Genomic DNA, 20,970 nt, shown 5'->3' on the forward strand with positions numbered 1-20,970 from the left:
GAGTCGACGATGGCCGAGATGTGGTTCGTGATCGTCGCAGTACTCTTCGTCGGCTACTTTCTGCTCGAGGGCTTCGACTTCGGCGTCGGAATGCTGATGCCGATCGTCGGACGACGCACCGACATCCCGCCGGACGTTCGACGCCGGGTCGCACTGAACACCATCGGACCGGTGTGGGACGGCAACGAAGTCTGGCTGATCACCGCGGGCGGCGCCCTGTTCGCAGCCTTCCCGGACTGGTACGCAACCCTGTTCTCCGGCTTCTACCTTCCGCTGCTGCTGATCCTGGTGGCCCTGATCCTGCGGATCGTCGCGATCGAATGGCGCGCGAAGATCGACGACGACAACTGGCGCCGACGATGCGACTGGGGGATCGTCTTCGGGTCATGGGTTCCGGCCGTGCTGTGGGGCGTCGCCTTCGCCAACATCGTGCGCGGGGTCGAGATCGATGCGCAGAAGCAGGTGGTGTCCAGCCTCTTCGATCTGCTGAATCCGTACGCCCTGTTGGGCGGCGTCACCACCGCTGTGGTGTTCGCACTCCACGGCGCGGTGTTCCTCGCACTGAAATCGGCCGACGAGATCCGCGAGGACGCAGTCGCCATCGCAGCCAGGCTCGCGATACCTGCCGTGCCGATTGCCGGAGCCTTCGTACTCTGGACCCAGATCGCGTACGGCAAGGGATGGACCTGGATCCTCGTCGGCCTCGCCGCGGCAGCTCTTCTGGGTGTCGTGGTCTTCACCCGAGACGAGAAGGAAGGGCGTGCCTTCGCGCTCACGTCGATCGCCGTCGTCAGTACCGTGACACTGCTGTTCGCGTCGCTGTTCCCGAACGTCATGCCGTCGACCCTCGACCCGGCCTACAACCTGACCATCGCGAACGCGTCGTCCAGCCCGTACACGCTGACCGTGATGACCTGGGTCGCCGCCTTCATGACGCCCGTCGTGATCCTGTACCAGGCATGGACGTACTGGGTCTTCCGTCAGCGCATCTCCAGCACCGCCATCGGGCAGTCCCACGGATTGAAATGGGCGGGGCGGAGCTGACATTTGTTTCGGCAGAAGGGGTGCCAGGTAAGGACTTTCGCCCGAAATGTCCGATAAACGTGTGCAGCACAAGACAATTCGGTCTGCTTTGGCCTATCGTCGACGCCTGTGAACCAACCGACGAGTAAGTTCAGGCTCAACCCCATGCGCCCGCGTGACGCAGCAGAACCGCATCGCGCCGCGAGTCCGCTGGAGTTGTTCTTCGACCTGGTGTTCGTGGTCGCCGTCAGTATCGCGGCGGTTCAGCTGCATCACGCGTTGACCGAGAACCACGTCCTCGACGGTATTGCCAGCTACCTCATGGTGTTCTTCGCCATCTGGTGGGCATGGATGAACTTCACCTGGTTCGCGACGTCGTTCGACACCGACGATTGGCTGTATCGCGTACTGACGGTGGTGCAGATGGCGGGCGTGCTCGTGCTTGCCGCAGGAATCGAACCGGCGTTCACCGACAAGGACTTCACGATTCCGGTGCTGGGCTACGTCGTCATGCGTATCGCGATGGTGGCGCAGTGGATTCGAGCGTCGAGGGCGCCCGAGCATCGGAAGACGGCGTTGATCTACGCGTCCGGTATCACGGCCGTTCAAGTGCTGTGGGTTCTGTGGCTGCTGGTCCCGCAGAGTCCGGTGCAGATCGTTCTGTTCGTGGTGTTCGCGGCACTGGAGATCTCGATTCCCGTCGTCGCCGAGAAGTCCGGCGGCACAACGCCGTGGCACCCGCATCACATCACCGAGCGATACGGACTGTTCACGCTCATCCTTCTCGGCGAATCACTTCTCGCGTCGGCCAACGCCATCATCGAAGCTCTCCACGACGAGACCGCGCTCGCGCCACTGATCTCCATCTCGGTGCTGACCCTCGTGGTCACCGCCGGACTGTGGTGGATCTACTTCTGGCCGCCGCATCACCGTGCGATCGGTGGATTCGGCACGTCACTGACCTACGGCTACATGCACTACTTCATCTTCGCCGCGGCCGGCGCGTTCTCTGCAGGCATCGAGGTGGAGATCGACGTGCTGACCCATCACAGCGAACTCGGCGACGTCGCCGCATCGTTCACCGTGACGGTGCCCATCGCAGTGTTCGTCCTCGGCATCTGGTTCATCGCGATCAAGGACAACGCGGATCGCGTCGTCAACACCGTCGTTCCCGTCGGGGCCCTCCTGGTCCTCCTCGACCCGGTCATTCCCATCCCGATCACGCTGACGGCCGTCGTGATGGCGGTGATCGTGGCGGTGCTCGTCGTACACCGTCCTGTCGACGCGGCGCGCCACGAAACCGGGCATGAGAAACTCTCCTCATGAGTATCGGAACCTTGATTCTGCTCCGCCACGGCGAGAGTGAATGGAATGCGTCGAACCAGTTCACCGGGTGGCAGGACGTTCGCCTCACCGACAAGGGCGAAGCAGAGGGCAAGCGCGCAGGTGAGCTGCTGAAGGACGCAGGCGTGCTCCCCGACGTGCTGTACACCTCGCTGCTGCGTCGCGCGATCAGTACCGCGAACATCGCCCTCGACGCCGCGGACCGGCACTGGATCCCCGTCGTCCGTGACTGGAAACTCAACGAACGTCACTACGGCGCGCTGCAGGGACTGAACAAGGCCGAGACGAAGGACAAGTACGGCGACGAGCAGTTCATGCTGTGGCGTCGCAGCTACGACACCCCGCCGCCGCCCATCGAGGTAGGCAGCGAATTCAGCCAGGACAGCGATCCCCGATACGCAGACCTCGACAGCGTTCCACTCACCGAGTGCCTGAAGGACGTCGTCGACCGGCTCATCCCGTACTTCGAAGACGTCATCGTCGCCGAGCTGAAGGCAGGCAAGACCGTACTCGTAGCCGCGCACGGCAACTCCCTGCGCGCTCTGGTGAAGTACCTCGACGAGATCTCCGACGCCGACATCGCCGGCCTGAACATCCCGACGGGCATTCCCCTGCAGTACGACTTCGTGGACGGTGAGGGCAAGCTGGTCCCGTCGAACCCGGGCGGAACATACCTCGACCCCGAAGCCGCCGCCGCAGGAGCCGCCGCGGTCGCCAATCAGGGCGGCAAGTAAGGCCCCGGTCCGAAACAGCAGGTGAACGATCGAAGAACACTGCCGACGAGGACTATGACGACCAGGGAAATGCCTGCACCCTGCGTATGTGAGGTGTCCATCGAACGTACGATTCCGGTGTGAGTGTTGCATCGGCCGTACTGCTGGCTATCGCCACGGCCTTCGTCGGATATCTCGTCGGCGGTGTTCTGATCCCCTATCTCGCGACACGTCACTCCGAACGAGCACGCGCAACGTCGGGACTGACGATGTCGCAGGTACTGGATCTGATCATCCTGGCGTCGGAAAGCGGCATCGCAGTCGTCGACCGGTTCCACGACGTGGTCCTGTCCAACCCACGGGCCGAGGAGCTCGGTCTGGTGCGTAACCGCCTCATCGACGACCGTGCATGGGAAGCCGCGCAGAAAGTCCTCGCCGACGGCAACCCCGTCGAAGTCGACATCAGCTCCAAGGACGCCCGCACCACCACCAGCCGAGATCGCATGGCCGTGCGGTGTGTGGCTCGGATGCTGAGCAAGGAAGACCAACGCTTCGTCGTGCTGTTCGCCGACGACGATTCCGAGCAGGTCCGGATGGAAGCGACCCGTCGGGACTTCGTCGCCAACGTCTCCCACGAGCTCAAGACGCCCGTCGGCGCGATGAGTCTGCTGGCCGAGGCGTTGCTCGAGTCCGCCGACGACCCCGATTCGGTCCGCCATTTCGGTGGAAAGGTCGTGGCGGAGTCGAAGCGCCTCGGCAACATGGTGACGGAATTGATCGCACTGTCACGCCTCCAAGGCGCCGAGAAGTTGCCCGACCTCGAAGTCGTCGACGTCGACACCGTCGTCAACGAGGCCCTCGATCGGTCGAAGATCGCCGCCGAGAACGCCGGAATCACCGTCACCACCGACCATCCCAGCGGCCTCGAAGTGCTGGGGGATCAGGCATTGCTGGTGACGGCGCTCGCCAACCTGATCCAGAACGCCATCGCGTACTCGTCCGACGGATCACCCGTATCGGTGTCGAGGGCGCTCAGAAGCAGCTGCGTCGCCTTCGCGGTCACCGACCGCGGAATCGGCATCGCGAAAGAAGACCAGGAGCGGGTCTTCGAACGATTCTTCCGCGTCGACAAAGCTCGGTCGCGGGCAACAGGAGGCACAGGTCTCGGCCTGGCCATCGCCAAACACGTCGCAGCCAACCACAACGGGAGCATCTCGCTGTGGAGCAAGCTCGGCACCGGATCGACTTTCACTCTGCAGATCCCTGCCTATTTCGAAGAAGACGACCTCACGTCGTTAGAAGGAGAAGAACAGTGACCAACGTCTTGATCGTCGAGGACGAGGAATCGTTGGCCGACCCTCTGGCCTTTCTCCTGCGCAAAGAAGGATTCGAGGCCACCGTCGTCGGCGACGGACCCTCCGCACTGGCCGAGTTCGACAAGGCCGGCGCCGACATCGTGCTGCTCGACCTGATGCTGCCGGGAATGAGCGGCACCGACGTGTGCAAGCAACTGCGTGCACGGTCCGGCGTACCCGTGATCATGGTGACCGCTCGCGACAGCGAGATCGACAAGGTCGTCGGACTCGAACTGGGTGCGGACGACTATGTCACCAAACCGTATTCGGCTCGTGAACTGATCGCCCGCATCCGCGCAGTACTGCGCCGGGGCAGCGACGCAGACCTCGACGGCGCCGCGGACACCGGTGTGCTCGAGGCAGGCCCGGTTCGCATGGACGTGGAACGGCACGTCGTCCTGGTGAACTCGGAACAGATCACGTTGCCGCTCAAGGAATTCGATCTGTTGGAGTACCTGCTCCGCAACTCCGGGCGGGTCCTCACCCGCGGCCAATTGATCGACCGGGTGTGGGGCGCGGACTACGTCGGAGACACCAAGACCCTCGACGTGCACGTCAAGAGATTGCGGTCGAAGATCGAGAACGACCCTGCCAAGCCGGAGCACCTCGTGACCGTCCGGGGCCTGGGCTACAAGCTCGAAGGCTAGATCCTCGTGTGAATGGAATGTAGGCCAGAGCCTACATTTCCACTCACATAGGGGAGGGGCCTACTTGGTCCGCTGCGCCTCACGAGTCGCCGGGTGCACCGCGATGAGACCGAGGCCGCGGCGCCGCTTGCACAGCGACGCCAACTCGTCGTACGCGGGCTTGCCGAGCAGTTCGGTCAGTTCGGGCTTGTACGACTCGAACACCTGCTTGCTCCCGACGTGCGCGTCGGGTGAACCCGAGCAGTACCAGGACAGGTCGTGCCCACCCTCGCCCCATCCGCGCCGGTCGTACTCGCCGATGGTCGTCTTCAGGATCTCGGTTCCGTCGGGACGCGTCACCCAGTCCTGAGTACGGCGAATCGGCAACTGCCAGCACACATCCGGCTTGACCTCCAGCGGCTCGATGCCTTTGCGCAGTGCCATCGAGTGCAGTGCGCATCCGATACCGCCGGCGAACCCCGGACGGTTCTGGAAGATGCACGCACCCTTGTACCGACGCGTGCGCAGCGACTGCTCGTCCTCGAGATCGTCGTATTCGACGTATCCCTTCTTTCCGAGCCCCTTGTCCCTGAACTGCCAGTCCTCGGCCGTCAGCATCTTCACCGACGCGTCGAGTTTCTTCTTGTCATCGTCGTCGGACAGAAACGCCCCGTGCGAACAGCAGCCGTCGTCCGGTCGCCCGGCCACGGTTCCCTGGCAGGCAGGAGTGCCGAACACGCACGTCCAGTTGGACAGCAACCACGTCAGGTCGGCCGCGATGATGTGTTCGGAGTTGTCCGGATCGGGGAATTCCACCCACTCGCGAGGGAAATCCAGGTCCACTTCTGCAGCGAAGGTGCGCTGCTTACTACCTGCTGTCACAAGTGTCGACGGTAGACCCAGTACCGTGGTCCTGTGCGATTAGGGGTGCTCGACGTCGGAAGCAACACGGTGCATCTGTTGGTGGTGGATGCGCACCGCGGTGGTCACCCCACACCGATGAGCTCGTCGAAGGCAACGCTGCGGCTGTCCGAGAACACCGACGCCGACGGCAACATCACCCGCGAAGGCGCGGACCGGCTGGTCAACGAGGTAGGAGACTTCGCCTCGATCGCGACGAAGTCAGGGTGCGAAGAACTCATGGCCTTCGCCACGTCGGCCGTGCGTGACGCACACAACAGCGACGATGTTCTGGCACGCGTTCAGCGTGAAACCGGCGTCGTGCTGCAGACGTTGTCCGGCGTCGACGAAGCCCGTCTGACGTTCCTCGCAGTCCGCCGCTGGTACGGGTGGAGCGCCGGACGCATCCTGAACCTCGACATCGGCGGAGGATCGCTGGAACTGACATCGGGAACCGACGAGGACCCCGACGTCGCGTTCTCCCTTCAACTCGGCGCAGGCCGCTTGACCAGGGATTGGCTCGACGGTGACCCGCCGGGCAAGCGCCGCGTCGCCGTCCTCCGCGACTGGCTCGACGCCGAGCTCGCTACTCCGGCGAAGGAACTGCTGGCCGCCGGCGAACCTGATCGTTCCGTCGGAACATCGAAGACGTTCCGCTCCCTCGCCCGGCTGACCGGAGCGGCGCCGTCGGCAGCAGGTCCGCGAGTCACCCGGACGCTGACGGCGAACGGTCTCAGGCAACTCATAGCCTTCATAACGAGGATGACTGCATCCGACCGTGCAGAATTGGAAGGAGTCAGCGCCGACCGATCACCGCAATTGGTGGCCGGGGCGTTGGTAGCAGAAGCGAGTATGCGAGCACTGTCGGTCGAGCAGATCGAGATATGCCCGTGGGCGCTGAGGGAAGGTTTGATTTTGCGGAAGCTGGACACCGAAACGGACGGCGATCTGGTGGTGCGGTCGACATGAGCGAGAACAACACCGATCCGGAGGACACCGGACAGATCTCCGTTGCCGAACTACTCGCTCGCAACGGCCAGAAGTCGACGTCGTCGAGCACCGGTGGACGCCGTCGACGCGGCGTCAAGGGCGGCATCTCCGTAGCGGAACTGACCGGCGAGATTCCCGTCGTCCGCGCCGAGCCCGCTTCCGACGAGGCCCCGGTCATCGCCACGGACTCGAAGCAGATGCCTGCGCAGGCCCCGGCGCCGGTCCGCAAGCGCGAGGCCGACGAACCGGAACCCGAGTTGCTGTCCGGGTCGACGACGGCAGCCGGCGACCTGATGAACCGAGCTCACGACGAAGCCGACGAACGGCGACCGTACGGCTCGACGGCATCGCAGCGCCCGGTGCCCGCGACGGGTCGACGCACGCCCGACGAGACCTCGCGCAACACCGCGGGTAAGCAAACCACAGGATTCGTGGCCCGCCCCCGTCCGTCGCGCCCGGAGCTGTCCGCGCCTGGACCTGCGGATGCAGAACCGAAGACCGACGTCACACCCAAGCCTGCTGTGCCCTTGAAGGCGGCAGGCCCGGCAGCCCCGTCGAGCCCAGCGACGCGTGCGTTCGCTCGACGTGACGATGCAGACGAGAAAGCGCTCGCCGAGGAGGAGACGACTCAGACTCCTGACCTCGTGAAGAAGGTCGCCGCACTTGCCGACACCGAGGACGCTCCCGCCAAGGACAGCACGGCCGAGGACAGCACGGCCAAGGACAGCACTGTCGAGGACAGGGACGCCTCGGCCGAGAGCGTGGAGGAGAAGGACGAGCCGCAGCCGAGAGCCGAGAAGAAGGATGCCGCCAAACAATGGCTCGGGCTCGCGGGCCAGGGAGTGGTGGCAGTAGTCGTCGGCGCGCTGTTGTTCAAGGGATTCGAGCGGCTGTGGGACGTGCTGCCATGGGTGGCGCTCGTCCTCGCGGTTCTGGTGATCGTCGGTCTCGTCGCCGTCGTGCGGATCCTGCGCCGCACCGACGACCTGGTCAGCATGGTGATAGCCGTTGTGGTCGGCGTGTTCGTGACACTCGGTCCGTTGGCGTTTCAACTGAGTACTGGCTGACAGGCCCTCGGGTGTCGGGCGTAGCTGTCGGGTTGTCCACTGCTTCGGTGTATCCGCAGAACACCGAAGCTGCGTTTCGATACGCCGCCGAGTTGGGTTACGACGGCATCGAGCTGATGGTCTGGGCCGAGTCGGTGAGCCAGGACGCCGAGGCCGTGCGGGCGTTGACCCGCAAGTACAGCGTTCCGGTCCTGGCGATTCATGCTCCGTGCCTGCTCATCTCGCAACGCGTGTGGGGAGCGGACCCGGTGGCGAAGCTCGAGCGTTCGGTGCGTACAGCCGAGCAGTTGGGTGCGGCTACCGTCGTCGTTCATCCGCCGTTCCGGTGGCAGAAGAAGTACGCCGAGGGCTTCGGTGACCAGGTCGCCGAGCTGGAATCGGCGTCCGACGTCGTGGTGGCCGTGGAGAACATGTTTCCCATGCGCGCGGACCGATTCTTCGGGCGCAAGGAAGGCTCGGCGGCTCGGCTCCGCAAGCGTGGTGGGCCAGGGGCTGCGGTGTCGGCGTTCGCGCCCTCGTACGATCCGACGGATTCCGGCCACGCGCACTACACCCTCGACCTGTCGCACACCGCGACTGCAGGCACCGACGCCGTCGACATGATGAACCGGATGGGCGACGGGCTCGCACACCTGCATCTCGCCGACGGTCGGGGCGCGTCGATCGACGAGCATCTGATCCCCGGTCACGGTGATCAGCCGTGCGCACAGGTCTGTGCAGAGCTGGTTCGCCGCGGCTTCCGCGGCCAGGCGGTGATCGAGATCAACACTCAGAACGCACGAACTCTGCCGGAACGAGCGTCGATGCTCGGTCAGGCCCTCGCGTTCGCACGCCGCCACCTGGCGTGAGCGCACCAGTACCACCCGATTCGAAAGGCACATCACCCGATGAGCAGCCCCTTCGCCGCGGCGACGACGTTGACCCCACTGGAGACATCCGAGTTCGAGGGCAGCTACGGCGCGGTCATCGATTCGATCTGGACGATCGGGCCGAAGGTGCACGGAGGCACGATGCTGGCTATGTGCGCAGCCGCAGCGAAGGCGCAGCTGGGGGACGAAGGAGTCCAGCCACTCGCCGTCAGTGTCAGCTACCTCAGCGCACCCGACCCGGGTGAGGTGCACCTGACCGCCGTACTCCGCAAAAGAGGAAAGCAGGTCTCGCACGTCGACGTCGAGTTGACACAGGGCGGACGGGCCGCGGTTCGTGCGGTTGTCACCCTGGGACGGCCGGACACCGATACTCCCCGGCACACAGTGGAATCGTCGCTGGCGTCGATGCCTGCCGCGCCGCCGCCGGAGACGGAAGCAATCGGGGGCGAGCATCCGATGGCGTCGATCGTGCACCTCGCGCAGGGCTGCGAGATGCGGATCGATCCGACGTCGGCGCATTTCCTCACTGGCAAGCAGGGCGAACCCGAAGTTCGCATGTGGGTCAGGCCCCGGTCCGGCGACGAGAACGACGTGGACACCGCAGCCCTGTTCGCACTCATGACGGGCGACATCTGCGCGCCCGTGACGATGAACCGAGGGATGTTCGGCTGGGCGCCGACTGTGCAGTTGACGACCTACCTGCGCAAGCAGCCTGCGCCGGGATGGCTCCGAGTCGCGGCGAGCAGCACCGTCATCGGCGGAACGTGGTTCGAGGAGGATCACCTGGTGCTCGACGAGACGGGCGACGTCGTCGTGCAGAGCAGGCAGTTGGCGATGGTGCCCCGGTAGCGTTCGGCGACGCCCGGGCCGCAATCTACGCTTGTCATCCATGACGAGAATTGCAGTAATCGGAGGCGGGCGGATCGGCGAGGCGCTGATCGCCGGACTGCTCGAAGCAGGACACGCAGTCCGCGACCTGGTGGTCGCTGAGAAGTTCGAGGCCCGGGCGGCCGAGCTCGCGTCCACCTTCGGAATCCTCACGACCTCGATCTCGGAGGCGTCGGAGAACGCGGACGTCATCGTTCTCGCCGTGAAGCCCGGTGACGTCGACGGCGTGATCACCGAGGTCGCGAAGATCGACCTGGACGGCGAGCGTGAACAGCTGATCGTGTCCTTGGCCGCCGGAGTCCCGACGTCGAAGTTCGAACCGAAACTGCCCGCAGGTTTTCCCGTCGTCCGAGTCATGCCGAACACACCGATGCTCGTCGGCGAGGGCGTCAGTGTCCTCGCGCCCGGCCGGTACGCCAAGACCGAACACCTCGAGCTGGTCGAGAAGATCCTGTCCTCGGTGGGCAAGGTCGTAGTGGTGAAGGAGAATCAGCTCGACGCGGTGACCGCGGTGTCCGGTTCGGGGCCGGCGTACTTTTTTCTCGTCGCCGAGGCGATGATCGACGCCGGTGTCGGCTTGGGGCTTCCGCGCGATGTCGCGTCGGCGCTCGTCGTGCAGACGATGGTCGGATCAGGCGCGATGTTGGATCGCTCCGACGACACCCCGACCGAGTTGCGTTACGCGGTGACCTCACCAGGGGGAACGACGGCGGCAGCGGTGCGCCGGCTCGAGGAGGGGGGCCTGCGGACCGCGTTTTTCGACGCGTTGTCCGCAGCCAACGATCGTGCAGCTGAGATGGGCGTCACACCAGAATAAAAAATCAGTTCCCTACACCCGTCGCAGTAACCCCATTGGTCACGTTAAGCTCACAGGTAGCACGTGCGTGTCTGTTCGGCAGGAGGGGAAGCCTGCCGCGCGAGACGTGCCGGAGGTAAGTGGATTGATGGTGCCTGCAAACAAGCCGGTCAAGAGTGCGTCCCAGGACGGGCAGTCAGCTGTCGCTGGAACGCAGTTCCTCACGGTCGCGGAAGTCGCGACCCTGATGAGGGTGTCGAAAATGACTGTGTACCGATTGGTGCACGGCGGAGAATTGCCTGCTGTGCGAGTGGGTCGATCGTTCCGTGTGCATGCCAAGGCTGTGCACGATTACCTCGAGACCTCGTACTTCGACGCAGGCTGAACGGCCCGAGAGTCGTCGGCGGTACACCTCGCCGAGCCGGTTTCGTGGAACAAGGTCCACCCCGGTAAGGTGAGGTTTCGTCGTGGTCGAGTAACATCGACACTCGTGCCAGGAGCTTCAAGAGCTTCGTCGGTTGCATCGAGCTTCGGCAAACGAGGCCCGAGCGCCAGCTTGGGGATCGACGGCTCGGTCCGCAGTAATTGGGCGGATGGGTTCGAGGCTGCCAGGTAGGCGTACGCAACTTGCGTGCGCGAAACGCTAGAGAAGAACGTGAGGACACCCGCCATGGGTTCAGTGATCAAGAAGCGTCGCAAGCGCATGTCGAAGAAGAAGCACCGCAAGCTGCTTCGCCGTACCCGCGTTCAGCGCAGGAAACTCGGCAAGTAAATCTCGTCTCGACGGGCCCGTCACCTCGAAGGAGGTGTCGGGCCTTTCGTGTTTCGTGGGACTGCTCGTTGCGTTTTCCACTGTCCTCGCATCTTCCGCGGATTCCAGTAGGCTTGCCGCCAGCGGTAATCAATCGGGGGTGTGAGTGACTTCGAACGAGCGAGGCGTCGCGGCGCCGAAGGTAGTGCTGGTCACCGGCGCGAGCCGCTTCCTCGGCGGATATCTCGTCACCAGGCTTGCGCAGAACCCGGCTGTCGAGCGCGTCATCGCCGTCGACGCACAGTCCCCGAGCAAAGACCTGTTGCGTCGCATGGGCCGCGCGGAATTCGTGCGCGCCGACATCCGCAACCCGCTGATCGGCAAGGTCCTCCGGAACGCGAACGTGGACACGGTGGTGCATGCCGCGACCGTCACCAAACCGCCTCGCTCGGGTGGTCGCGCCACGATGAAGGACCTGAACGTCATCGGTGCCATGCAGCTGTTCGCGGTGTGCCAGAAGTCCCCATCCGTGCAGAAGGTGGTCCTGCGGTCCTCGTCCTCGGTATACGGGTGCAGTGCGAAGGATCCGGTGAAGTTCACCGAGGAGATGAGCGCCAGGCGGCCGCCGTCCGGAGCATTCGCCCGGGACACGATCGACATCGAGGGCTACATCCGCGGCCTCGGTCGACGCCGCCCGGACATCGCCGTGTCGATCCTGCGGATGGCTCCGCTGATCGGTCCACGACTGAACGGTTCCATCTCGCGGTACATGACGTCTCCGATCATCCCCAGCATCATCGGCCGTGACGCGAGGATGCAGTTGCTGCACGAGGAGGACGCACTCGCGGCGCTCGAACGAGCCACCGTCAGTGGTCCCGCGGGCACCTTCAACGTCGGCGCAGACGGCACCATCATGTTGTCGCAGGCCATCAGACGCGCAGGCCGCATCGAGGTACCCGTCCCGTTCGCGCTGTTCAAGAGCGTCGGGCGCGCCCTCATGGGATCGATGATGCGGGAGTTCACAACCGAACAGTTGGACTACTTCCACTTCGGGTGCGGACTCGACACCACTCGTATGCGATCGGACCTCGGATTCGAGCCTCGATGGACTACGGTTCAGGCATTCGACGATTTCGTTCGAGGCGCGGCGCTACGGCCGGTACTTCGCACGGAATGGGTCGATTCGGTGGAACAGCACGCACTCCGCGCAGTCGACGGCGGCGCGGCGGTCACCAAGGCAGCACTGACGGCTGTGTCGGGTTCGGGACGGGAGGGGTGAACGAGGTGGCGAAGGTAATTCCGCTGCACGGCACCGGTTCCGGACGTGACGGCGCCGGTCGGCAGCGAGCAGCGCGCGCACGTGCCGACAACAACCGTGCCGACAACAACCGTGCCGACAACAACCGTGCCGATACCGGTGCGGCGAGCAGTCGCAGCAGGCACCCGTCGTCGTACGCCGAGCCGACACCGCCGATCCCGCTGCTCACCCCGACCGAACCCGACATCGAACCCGCCGCGGGGGCGGGGGCCGAGTCGTCGCAGATCGACGACGCCAAGGCGAAGATCGTCGACACCATCTCGGAGACAGCGGAATTCGTGCGCCGCCGCCTTGCCGGCGATTACACCGTCGACGAGTTCGGATACGATCCGCATTTCGCCGACGCCGTCTGGCTGCCGCTGCTGCGACCTCTGTTCGACAAATGGTTCCGCGTCGAGATCAAGGGAATCGAGAACATCCCCGACGACGGTGGCGCGCTTGTCGTCGCCAACCACGCAGGTGTCATTCCCGTCGACGCGCTGATGACGTCGGTTGCCGTCCGCGACCACCATCCCGCGCACCGCCCACTGCGAATGTTGGCCGCCGACATGGCGTTCGAGATGCCGGGCGTCGGAACCATCGCTCGAAAAGCAGGCCACACGCTCGCCTGCAACCCGGACGCGGAACGTCTGCTTCGAATGGGCGAGGTCGCTGCGGTGTTCCCCGAGGGGTTCAAGGGCATCGGCAAGCCGTTCAGCGAGCGGTACAAGCTGCAGCGGTTCGGTCGCGGCGGATTCGTGTCCGCCGCGCTGAAAACCGGCGCGCCGATCATGCCGTGCTCCATCGTCGGTTCGGAGGAGATCTATCCGAAGATCGGCGACATCACGCCTCTCGCACGTCTGATGGGTATGCCGTACTTCCCGGTCACGCCGTTCTTCCCGCATCTCGGGCCGCTCGGTCTCGTTCCGTTGCCGTCGAAGTGGTACATCGAATTCGGCAAGCCCATCTACACCGACTCGTACGACGCGCAGGCCTCGGAGGACCCGATGGTGCTGTTCGAACTCACCGACCACGTCCGCGAAACCATCCAGCACACCCTGTACCGACTGCTGGCCAAGCGCCGCAATGTCTTTCTCGGGTAGGCAGTAACCTCGCCGGTGTGCTGATCAGAGACACCGTCACCGAAGATCTCCCGTCGATACTCGACATCCACAACGACGCCATCCGGAACACGACGGCGATCTGGGACGAAACGGAGGTCGGTCTCGACGAACGGATGGACTGGCTCGACGGCCGACTCCGCGCCGGATACCCCGTGCTCACCGCAGTCGTCGACGGCGCAGTCGCGGGCTACGCGTCGTACGCGCAGTGGCGCCCGAAGAGCGGATACCGCCTCACCGTCGAACACTCGGTGTACGTCGGGGGCGACTTCCACCGTCGCGGAATCGCCAGCGCCTTGATGACGGAGTTGATCGCAAGAGCATCGGCCGCGGGCATTCATGCGCTCGTCGGGGTCATCGAATCACGTAACACCACATCGATAGCGCTGCACGAGAAATTCGGATTCGTCACCGTCGGACAGATGCCCGAGGTCGGCATCAAGTTCGACCGCTGGCTCGATCTCACCTTGATGCAGTTGACGCTCTAGCGCCTGCTCGGGTTCGGTACCTCAGGCTCGGCGGCGACCGATGACCGCGGCGAGTCCTCCTCCGACGGCACCGAGGGCGAGGGCTGTGGGAACGCCGATCTTGGCCGCCTTGCGGCCCGTGCGGAAGTCGCGGATCTCCCAGCCCCGATTCTTCGCCAGCTCGCGCAGATCCGCGTCGGGATTGACCGCAACCGCGGTTCCGACGAGCGAGAGCATCGGCACGTCGTTGTGACTGTCGGAGTACGCGGTACACCGCTTGAGGTTGAGGCCCTCGCGAACGGCCAGGGTGCGGACGGCGTGAGCCTTGCCGAGACCGTGCAAGATGTCGCCGACGAGCCTGCCGGTGAATATTCCGTCGTTGCTCTCGGCCACAGTTCCCAGAGCGCCCGTGAGACCGAGGCGTTCGGCGATGATCTGGGCCAGCTCGAGCGGGGTCGCGGTCACCAGCCAGACCTGTTGGCCGGCGTCGAGGTGCATCTGGGCGAGTGCCGCGGTGCCGGGCCAGATCTTGTCCGCGATCAGCTCGTCGTAGATCTCCTCGCCGAGGAGACGCAACTCCGCGGTGGAGCGACCTTTGATGAAGGACAGCGCTTTCTCGCGGCCGCTCGCGACGTCGTCGCTGTTCTCCTTGCCGCTGACCCTGAACTTGACCTGCTGCCATGCGAACTGCGCGAGGTCACTGCTGGTGAAGTACTTGCGCGCCGCGAGCCCGCGCGCGAAGTGAATGATCGACGCGCCCTGCACCATCGTGTTGTCGACGTCGAAGAACGCTGCCGCGGTGAGATCGAGCGGAACCGAACCGCCCGCCTCGGCCTGCAGGGCTATCGCGGCATCGGCGCTGGCCTCGCCTGCAACATTCGCACGCACCTGTGCATCGGACGGCCCGAGTGGATTACGGAGGCGCCGCTTGCGGCGCTTGTCCTCGTGCGGGTGCTCGGTGTCGACCATGACCTCGTCGGGCACCTCGGTGATGGGGAGGTCGGGCGTCTCGGCGTTCGTGTCCGGTTCGCTGCTCTCGAGCGGGCCGTCAGGAGTACTTCCAGGCGTCTCGGAACCCCCGTTGCTCATCACGCGCACCTCCATGTTCGAGCACTGCCCCAAACCCTAGTCCGTAGCCCACCGCGGGGAACCAAGCGCACTCACTCACCCCACCGAGGACCTGCAGGCTTCACCCCTATGCGACCGGGTCGTTCCTGCAGGCTCCACTCCTATGCGACCGGGTCGTTCCTGCAGGCTCCACTCCTATGTGACCTTCGTCTCTCCGGCGTGAGTGGAAGAGTGGACGGTATGACTACAGCTGGTCCCACCGTGGTTCTTCTCACCCGAGCCGGATGTCACACATGCGTGGCCGCCTTCGAGCAACTGGTTGCCGTGTGCGACGAATTCGGGGTGACGCCGACGGCCACCGACGTCGACGAAGCCGCGAAAACCTCCCCTGACCTGCGCGCGGAGTACGGCGACCGCGTCCCCGTGGTGCTGCTCGACGGCCGCGAACACAGTTACTGGGAGGTCGACGAACCACGTCTACGTGCCGACCTCGCAGCCAGAAGGACACCCTAAGAACGGGCCGTCGGTGCTCGCTTTGCAGGTGAGAGCCCCTCTAGCACGGATGCAGCGACTTTGTTCATTCGTTCACAAGCAGTTACCGTGGTGTCGGCGCAGGAATGGAACTGCGTGCAGTTTCTGGTGAGTGAAGCCCGCGGATCAGCGTGAAGACCGGCCGTCGCAGCCGATCGGACGAGGAGCCATGAACGTGACCGAAGAGCGCCCGGCCATGCCGGCTGGTGTCGACCGGTCACCTGGCGTCGATCCAGCCCGATCGGGAACTGCCGAACGGGTCATCCCACAGGCTACGGTGACGCGATTGGCCACCTACTTGCGGGTCCTCGGAATCCTCGCCGACGACGGCGTCCTGATCGTTTCGAGTGAAGAACTCGCCACCGCCGCCGGAGTCGGATCGGCCAAACTTCGCAAGGATCTGTCCTTTCTCGGGCCCAACGGTGTCCGCGGGGTCGGCTACGACGTTCTACGACTACGCGCCAAGATCGAGACCGCTCTGGGACTGGACCGCGGGCACAAGGTAGTGCTCGTCGGCGTCGGAAACCTCGGTGAGGCCCTCGCTCGATACGGCGGATTCGGCCGTCGCGGCTTCTCCATGGTCGGTCTTTTCGACCGCAACCCCGAGCGGGTCGGCCTCGACATCGACGGACTGCGCGTCCAGCACGTCGACCAGCTCGAGACGAAGTGCCGCGAACTGGAAGCGACCATCGGAGTCATCGCCACGCCCGACGATTCGGCCCAGGACGTGGCGTCGGCGTTCGTCGCAGGCGGAGTCCAGAGCATCCTCAGCTTCTCGCCGGTGACGCTGGACGTCCCCGGTGCAGTGGAGGTCCGCCGCGTGGACCTGGCCGTCGAGATGCAGGTCCTGTCGTTCAACAGCTCCCGCAACGACGCATCCACCTCTCGTGAAGACGCAACCGCACGGACAGCCACGCTGTCGGCAGCGCCGCGGCTCGGCAGAAGCAGAGGCCCCCGCGTCACGCCCGGTTCTCTGGCAAGTACGGCGCAATCCGCGCTCGGTACCCCGGTAAGTAGTTCGGCAAGCAGTAGCTTTACACAGAACGGATCGGTGATTACACCGTGAGTGTCCTCCTCGTCGGGATTTCGCATCGAAGCGCTCCCGTCGCAGTTCTCGAGCGTGTCGCCATCACGGACACTGACCGTCCGAAGTTGACGGACAAGCTCATGGCCAGCGGAAACATATCCGAGGTCATGGTCGTGTCGACGTGCAACCGCGTCGAGGTCTACGCCGTCGTCGACGCCTTCCACGGTGCGCTGGCATCGGTGGGGGAGATCCTCGCCGAGCACTCCGGCCTGATGGTTCCCGAGCTGACCAAGCACGCCTACGTTCGCTACAGCGAAGCCGCTGTGGAGCACCTGTTCGCCGTCGCCAGCGGACTGGACTCGATGGTCATCGGCGAACAGCAGATCCTGGGTCAGATCCGCGCCGCGTACGCGGCATCCGATGCCTCGCAGGCGTCGGGTCGCGTCCTGCACGAACTGGCCCAACAGGCACTGCGCGTCGGCAAGCGTGTGCACTCCGAAACCGGGATCGACGCCGCGGGCGCATCCGTCGTGTCGGTGGCGCTCGATCGCGCTGCTGCACTCTTCGGCGGCAGCCTCGAAGGCCGTACCGCCGTCGTGCTGGGCGCAGGTGCCATGGGCGGGCTGTCCGTGGCGCATCTCGGTCGGGCCGGAATCGGCTCGCTCGTCGTCGTCAACCGCACTCGTGAGCGCGCGGACCACCTGGCCGAGACCGCGGTGTCGGCCGGTGTCGCAGCAACTTCCGTCGACCTCGACGACCTCGCCTCCGCGCTCGCCGACGCAGACGTGCTCGTCACCTGTACCGGGGCGGTCGGCGCCGTCGTCTCGCTCGCGGACGCCCACCACGCGCTCGCGCAGCGAGAAGCCGGTCGACCGCTCGCCGTGTGCGACCTGGGACTGCCCCGCGACGTGGATCCAGCAGTCGCAGGACTCCCCGGAGTCAGCGTGTTCGACATGGAGTCGCTGCAACGCGATCCTGCCGCAGGTGCGGCCTCGTCGGACGCGTCGGCGGCCCGCGAAATCGTGTCCTCCGAACTTTCCGGCTATCTGGCCGGCCAGCGACTCGCCGAGGTGACACCGACGGTGACCGCACTGCGCCAGCGCGCGGCGGAGGTCGTCGAAGGCGAGCTCATGCGTCTCGAATCGAGACTGCCCGGCTTGGACTCACCGCAGCGCGACGAGGTCGCGAGGACGGTGCGGCGCGTCGTCGACAAGCTTCTTCACTCTCCGACGGTCCGGGTCAAGCAACTCGCCACGACCCCGGGCGGGGACTCCTACGCGGCTGCTCTTCGCGAACTGTTCGAGCTGAGCCCGGGCACGGTCGAGGCCGTCGCGAGCCCGATCGAGATCAATGGAATGGAACTCGTGGACGATTTCACTGCCAGCCGCACCGATGGTCGGAAGGGACAGTCGGAGTGAGCCAGAGTGAAAAGAACGTCGTTCGGATCGGAACGAGAGGGTCTCTGCTCGCCACGACGCAGGCCGAGACGGTCCGTCAGGGCTTGATCGCTGCAGGCCTCGACGCCGAACTCGTCATCGTCAAGACCGCAGGCGATCTGTCCGCGGCCCCGGTGCAGACCATCGGCGTCGGAGTGTTCACCGCCGCGCTGCGCGAGGCACTCACCGACGGCAAGGTCGACATCGCGGTTCACTCCTACAAGGATCTGCCGACCGCTCCCGACGAGCGCTTCGTCATCGCGGCCATCCCACCCCGTGAGGATCCTCGTGATGCCCTCGTCGCACGCGACGGCCTCGTTCTCGGCGAATTGCCCGCAGGCGCGAGGATCGGAACTTCGGCGCCGCGTCGCGCAGCGCAGCTTCGAGCTCTCGGTCAGGGACTCGACGTTCAGCCGCTTCGCGGAAACCTCGACACCCGCATCGGCAAGGTCGCCTCGGGTGAACTCGACGCCGTCGTCGTGGCGCGGGCCGGACTGGCCCGCATCGGCCGCCTGGACGTCGTCACCGAGGCTCTCGACCCGGTCCAGATGCTTCCCGCGCCCGCTCAAGGTGCCCTCGCCGTCGAATGTCGGTCCGCCGACGTCGACCTCATCGAGGTGGTCCGCACACTGGACGACGCCAACGCGCGAGCATCCGTCGCGGCGGAGCGTGGACTGTTGGCCGAGCTGGAAGCGGGATGCACGGCTCCCGTCGGAGCCATCGCCGAGGTCGTCGAATCGATCGACGAGGACGGACGAGTGTTCGACGAGTTGTCGGTTCGTGGATGTGTCGCGGCGATCGACGGCAGTGACAGCATCCGAGCGTCCATCGTCGGCGCAGTGTCCGGTGCCGAGGAACTCGGCCGCGACCTCGCCCGCGAACTCCTGGACCTCGGCGCCCGGGATCTCGTCGCGGTGACCGAGCCTGCACCCGCAGCCGGTTCCGCCGCTACCGGGGGAGTCGATCGTGTCTAGGTCCATCACGGCTCCGACACGCGGACGAGCCAAACGCAGGGCCCCTCGGCCACCTGTGCGCGGCGGCGCGATAGCGACCGCGCGACTGATACCGAAACGGGGCCCGGCAACCCCGCTCGAACTGCATTACCCACACAAGACAGCACTGGAGAACAACCGATGAGCCCAGTCCGCAAGAATGCAAACGGACGGATCCTGTTCGTGGGATCGGGGCCGGGAGATCCGGCTCTGCTCACAGTCCGCGCACGCGAAGTGCTCGGCGCAGCCGAACTCGCCTTCACCGATCCCGACGTCGACAAGGGCGTCGTCGCGTTGGTCGGCAACGACCTGCCACGTGACCCGGAGACCGGAGAGAACGGCGTCGACGTCCGTCCCGCCCTCGGTGAGCCCGCCGAGGTCGCCAAGACTCTGCTTGCCGAGGCCAAGAACGGCCACGACGTGGTTCGTCTGGTGTCGGGTGATCCGTTGACGACCGATTCGGTCATCGCCGAGGTCGCTGCCGTCGCTCGCACTCACGTTCAGTTCGAAGTCCTGCCGGGTCTTCCGTCCGGATCCGCTGTTCCCAGCTACGCGGGCATGGCCTTGGGCTCCGGTCACACCGAAGCCGACGTTCGCGGCGAAGTCGACTGGGCCGCTCTGGCGGCAGCTCCCGGCCCGCTGGTTCTGCATGCGACGTCCGGCCACCTCGCGGAAACTGCGAGTGCGCTGACCGAGCACGGGCTCGCCCCGCAGACACCTGCCGCGATCACCGTTCGCGGTACGACCCGTCAGCAGCGGACCGTCGAGGCCACCCTCGCGACGCTCAACGACGCGGGCAGCGAACTCGTCGGCTCGCTCGTCGTGACCGTCGGAAAGGTCGTGTCCGGCCGAAACAAGATGTCCTGGTGGGAATCTCGGGCGCTGTACGGGTGGACCGTGCTGGTGCCTCGGACGAAGGATCAGGCCGGTGAGATGAGCGATCGGCTCGTCACGCACGGTGCGATCCCGATCGAGGTTCCGACCATCGCCGTCGAGCCGCCGCGTAGCCCCGCGCAGATGGAACGCTCGGTGAAGGGTCTTGTCGACGGCCGCTACCAGTGGGTCGTCTTCACCTCCACCAACGCCGTCCGCGCAGTGTGGGAGAAGTTCGAGGAGTTCGGTCTGGACGCTCGCGCGTTCTCGGGCGTCAAGATCGCCTGCGTCGGTGAAGCGACCGCGGACAAGGTCCGCTCGTTCGGAATCAATCCGGAACTGCTGCCGTCGGGCGACCAGTCCTCGCTCGGCCTGCTCGAGGATTTCCCGCCGTACGACGAGGTGTTCGACCCGGTCAACCGAGTTCTGTTGCCGCGCGCGGACATTGCCACCGAGACCCTGGCCGAGGGCCTGCGCGAACGTGGCTGGGAGATCGACGACGTCACCGCCTACCGCACGGTGCGTGCGGCGCCGCCGCCCGCCGAGACTCGCGAGATGATCAAGACCGGTGGGTTCGACGCCGTGTGCTTCACATCGAGCTCCACGGTCCGCAATCTCGTCGGTATCGCCGGAAAGCCGCATGCGCGCACGCTCGTCGCGTGCATCGGACCCAAGACGGCCGAGACGGCGGTGGAATTCGGTCTGCGCGTCGACGTGCAGCCGGAGACGGCGCAGGTCGGTCCGCTCATCGAAGCGCTCGCCGAGCACGCAGCCCGGTTGCGCGCGGAAGGTGCACTGCCTCCTCCTCGCAAGAAGTCCCGTAGGCGCTGAGGCCG

The 20,970-nt window shown here is 65.3% G+C and carries 22 protein-coding genes; 20 read left to right on the forward strand and 2 right to left on the reverse strand.

What is annotated here, in order from left to right; genetic code table 11:
* Nucleotides 1–9 precede the first annotated feature (9 nt).
* From cydB to ACFULT_RS13190, 5 genes are all read left to right on the forward strand, one after another.
* Entirely contained in the window at nt 10–1,044 is a 1,035-nt protein-coding gene (gene cydB / locus ACFULT_RS13170) for a cytochrome d ubiquinol oxidase subunit II (RefSeq protein WP_037114142.1), read from the forward strand.
* Between the two features lie 144 nt (nt 1,045–1,188).
* Nucleotides 1,189–2,349, forward strand: a complete 1,161-nt coding sequence (locus ACFULT_RS13175; protein ID WP_037114144.1) for a low temperature requirement protein A — start codon at nt 1,189–1,191, stop codon at nt 2,347–2,349.
* On the forward strand, nt 2,346–3,101 hold the full coding sequence (locus ACFULT_RS13180) for a phosphoglyceromutase (RefSeq protein ID WP_378481658.1): 756 nt from the start codon (nt 2,346–2,348) through the stop codon (nt 3,099–3,101). The genes ACFULT_RS13175 and ACFULT_RS13180 overlap by 4 nt, the downstream gene beginning before the upstream one ends.
* A gap of 119 nt (nt 3,102–3,220) precedes the next feature.
* Nucleotides 3,221–4,396, forward strand: a complete 1,176-nt coding sequence (locus ACFULT_RS13185) for a cell wall metabolism sensor histidine kinase WalK (RefSeq protein ID WP_037114147.1) — start codon at nt 3,221–3,223, stop codon at nt 4,394–4,396.
* Nucleotides 4,393–5,082, forward strand: a complete 690-nt coding sequence (locus tag ACFULT_RS13190; RefSeq protein WP_037114149.1) for a response regulator transcription factor — start codon at nt 4,393–4,395, stop codon at nt 5,080–5,082. The genes ACFULT_RS13185 and ACFULT_RS13190 overlap by 4 nt, the downstream gene beginning before the upstream one ends.
* Before the next feature lie 60 nt (nt 5,083–5,142).
* Here the strand turns inward: ACFULT_RS13190 and ACFULT_RS13195 are convergent, their stop codons facing one another.
* Nucleotides 5,143–5,943, reverse strand: coding sequence for a hypothetical protein (locus ACFULT_RS13195; protein WP_378481659.1), 801 nt, complete (start codon nt 5,941–5,943; stop codon nt 5,143–5,145).
* Between the two features lie 33 nt (nt 5,944–5,976).
* Between ACFULT_RS13195 and ACFULT_RS13200 the strand changes: the two genes are divergently transcribed.
* The 10 genes from ACFULT_RS13200 to ACFULT_RS13245 all read left to right on the forward strand — a co-directional run bounded on the left by ACFULT_RS13200 (nt 5,977) and on the right by ACFULT_RS13245 (nt 14,228).
* Nucleotides 5,977–6,930, forward strand: a complete 954-nt coding sequence (locus ACFULT_RS13200; RefSeq protein WP_094720744.1) for a Ppx/GppA phosphatase family protein — start codon at nt 5,977–5,979, stop codon at nt 6,928–6,930.
* On the forward strand, nt 6,927–8,018 hold the full coding sequence (locus ACFULT_RS13205; RefSeq protein ID WP_378481660.1) for a hypothetical protein: 1,092 nt from the start codon (nt 6,927–6,929) through the stop codon (nt 8,016–8,018). Before ACFULT_RS13200 ends, ACFULT_RS13205 begins: the two co-directional genes overlap by 4 nt.
* An 11-nt stretch (nt 8,019–8,029) precedes the next feature.
* Entirely contained in the window at nt 8,030–8,866 is an 837-nt protein-coding gene (locus ACFULT_RS13210; RefSeq protein WP_176460026.1) for a sugar phosphate isomerase/epimerase, read from the forward strand.
* 39 nt (nt 8,867–8,905) lie between these two features.
* Nucleotides 8,906–9,736 (forward strand): thioesterase family protein, encoded by an 831-nt coding sequence (locus ACFULT_RS13215; RefSeq protein WP_378481661.1) that lies wholly within the window; start codon nt 8,906–8,908, stop codon nt 9,734–9,736.
* Between the two features lie 40 nt (nt 9,737–9,776).
* Nucleotides 9,777–10,592, forward strand: coding sequence for a pyrroline-5-carboxylate reductase (gene proC, locus ACFULT_RS13220; RefSeq protein WP_037114162.1), 816 nt, complete (start codon nt 9,777–9,779; stop codon nt 10,590–10,592).
* Nucleotides 10,593–10,719: 127 nt separating this feature from the next.
* Entirely contained in the window at nt 10,720–10,956 is a 237-nt protein-coding gene (locus tag ACFULT_RS13225) for a helix-turn-helix domain-containing protein (RefSeq protein WP_019666513.1), read from the forward strand.
* 285 nt (nt 10,957–11,241) lie between these two features.
* A complete protein-coding gene (locus ACFULT_RS13230; protein WP_003402602.1) occupies nt 11,242–11,343 on the forward strand; it encodes a 30S ribosomal protein bS22 in 102 nt (33 codons plus the stop codon).
* A 145-nt stretch (nt 11,344–11,488) separates the two neighbouring features.
* Nucleotides 11,489–12,601, forward strand: a complete 1,113-nt coding sequence (locus ACFULT_RS13235) for an NAD-dependent epimerase/dehydratase family protein (RefSeq protein ID WP_170945252.1) — start codon at nt 11,489–11,491, stop codon at nt 12,599–12,601.
* Nucleotides 12,598–13,722 (forward strand): lysophospholipid acyltransferase family protein, encoded by a 1,125-nt coding sequence (locus ACFULT_RS13240; protein WP_378481662.1) that lies wholly within the window; start codon nt 12,598–12,600, stop codon nt 13,720–13,722. The genes ACFULT_RS13235 and ACFULT_RS13240 overlap by 4 nt, the downstream gene beginning before the upstream one ends.
* A 17-nt stretch (nt 13,723–13,739) precedes the next feature.
* Nucleotides 13,740–14,228 carry a GNAT family N-acetyltransferase gene (locus ACFULT_RS13245; RefSeq protein WP_037114170.1) on the forward strand — a complete coding sequence of 163 codons (489 nt, stop codon included), beginning with the start codon at nt 13,740–13,742 and terminating at the stop codon, nt 14,226–14,228.
* Nucleotides 14,229–14,249: 21 nt separating this feature from the next.
* Here the strand turns inward: ACFULT_RS13245 and ACFULT_RS13250 are convergent, their stop codons facing one another.
* On the reverse strand, nt 14,250–15,176 hold the full coding sequence (locus ACFULT_RS13250) for an HAD family phosphatase (RefSeq protein WP_241483961.1): 927 nt from the start codon (nt 15,174–15,176) through the stop codon (nt 14,250–14,252).
* Nucleotides 15,177–15,515: 339 nt separating this feature from the next.
* Here ACFULT_RS13250 and ACFULT_RS13255 point away from each other — a divergent pair, with 339 nt between their 5' ends.
* The 5 genes from ACFULT_RS13255 (at nt 15,516) to ACFULT_RS13275 (ending at nt 20,965) form a co-directional block, all read left to right on the forward strand.
* Complete coding sequence (locus ACFULT_RS13255) at nt 15,516–15,788, forward strand: glutaredoxin family protein (RefSeq protein ID WP_037114175.1); 273 nt, start codon at nt 15,516–15,518, stop codon at nt 15,786–15,788.
* A gap of 187 nt (nt 15,789–15,975) precedes the next feature.
* Complete coding sequence (locus ACFULT_RS13260) at nt 15,976–16,872, forward strand: redox-sensing transcriptional repressor Rex (RefSeq protein WP_037114387.1); 897 nt, start codon at nt 15,976–15,978, stop codon at nt 16,870–16,872.
* The gene (locus ACFULT_RS13265; RefSeq protein WP_037114176.1) at nt 16,869–18,251 is read left to right on the forward strand and encodes a glutamyl-tRNA reductase; all 1,383 of its coding nucleotides are present in this window, start codon (nt 16,869–16,871) and stop codon (nt 18,249–18,251) included. Before ACFULT_RS13260 ends, ACFULT_RS13265 begins: the two co-directional genes overlap by 4 nt.
* Nucleotides 18,248–19,243, forward strand: coding sequence for a hydroxymethylbilane synthase (gene hemC / locus ACFULT_RS13270; protein ID WP_378481663.1), 996 nt, complete (start codon nt 18,248–18,250; stop codon nt 19,241–19,243). The genes ACFULT_RS13265 and hemC overlap by 4 nt, the downstream gene beginning before the upstream one ends.
* Nucleotides 19,244–19,402: 159 nt before the next feature.
* Entirely contained in the window at nt 19,403–20,965 is a 1,563-nt protein-coding gene (locus ACFULT_RS13275; protein ID WP_020112525.1) for a bifunctional uroporphyrinogen-III C-methyltransferase/uroporphyrinogen-III synthase, read from the forward strand.
* Nucleotides 20,966–20,970: the final 5 nt, after the last annotated feature.

Source organism: Rhodococcus sp. NPDC057297 (assembly GCF_042667435.1).
Classification (GTDB): Bacteria; Actinomycetota; Actinomycetes; order Mycobacteriales; family Mycobacteriaceae; genus Rhodococcoides.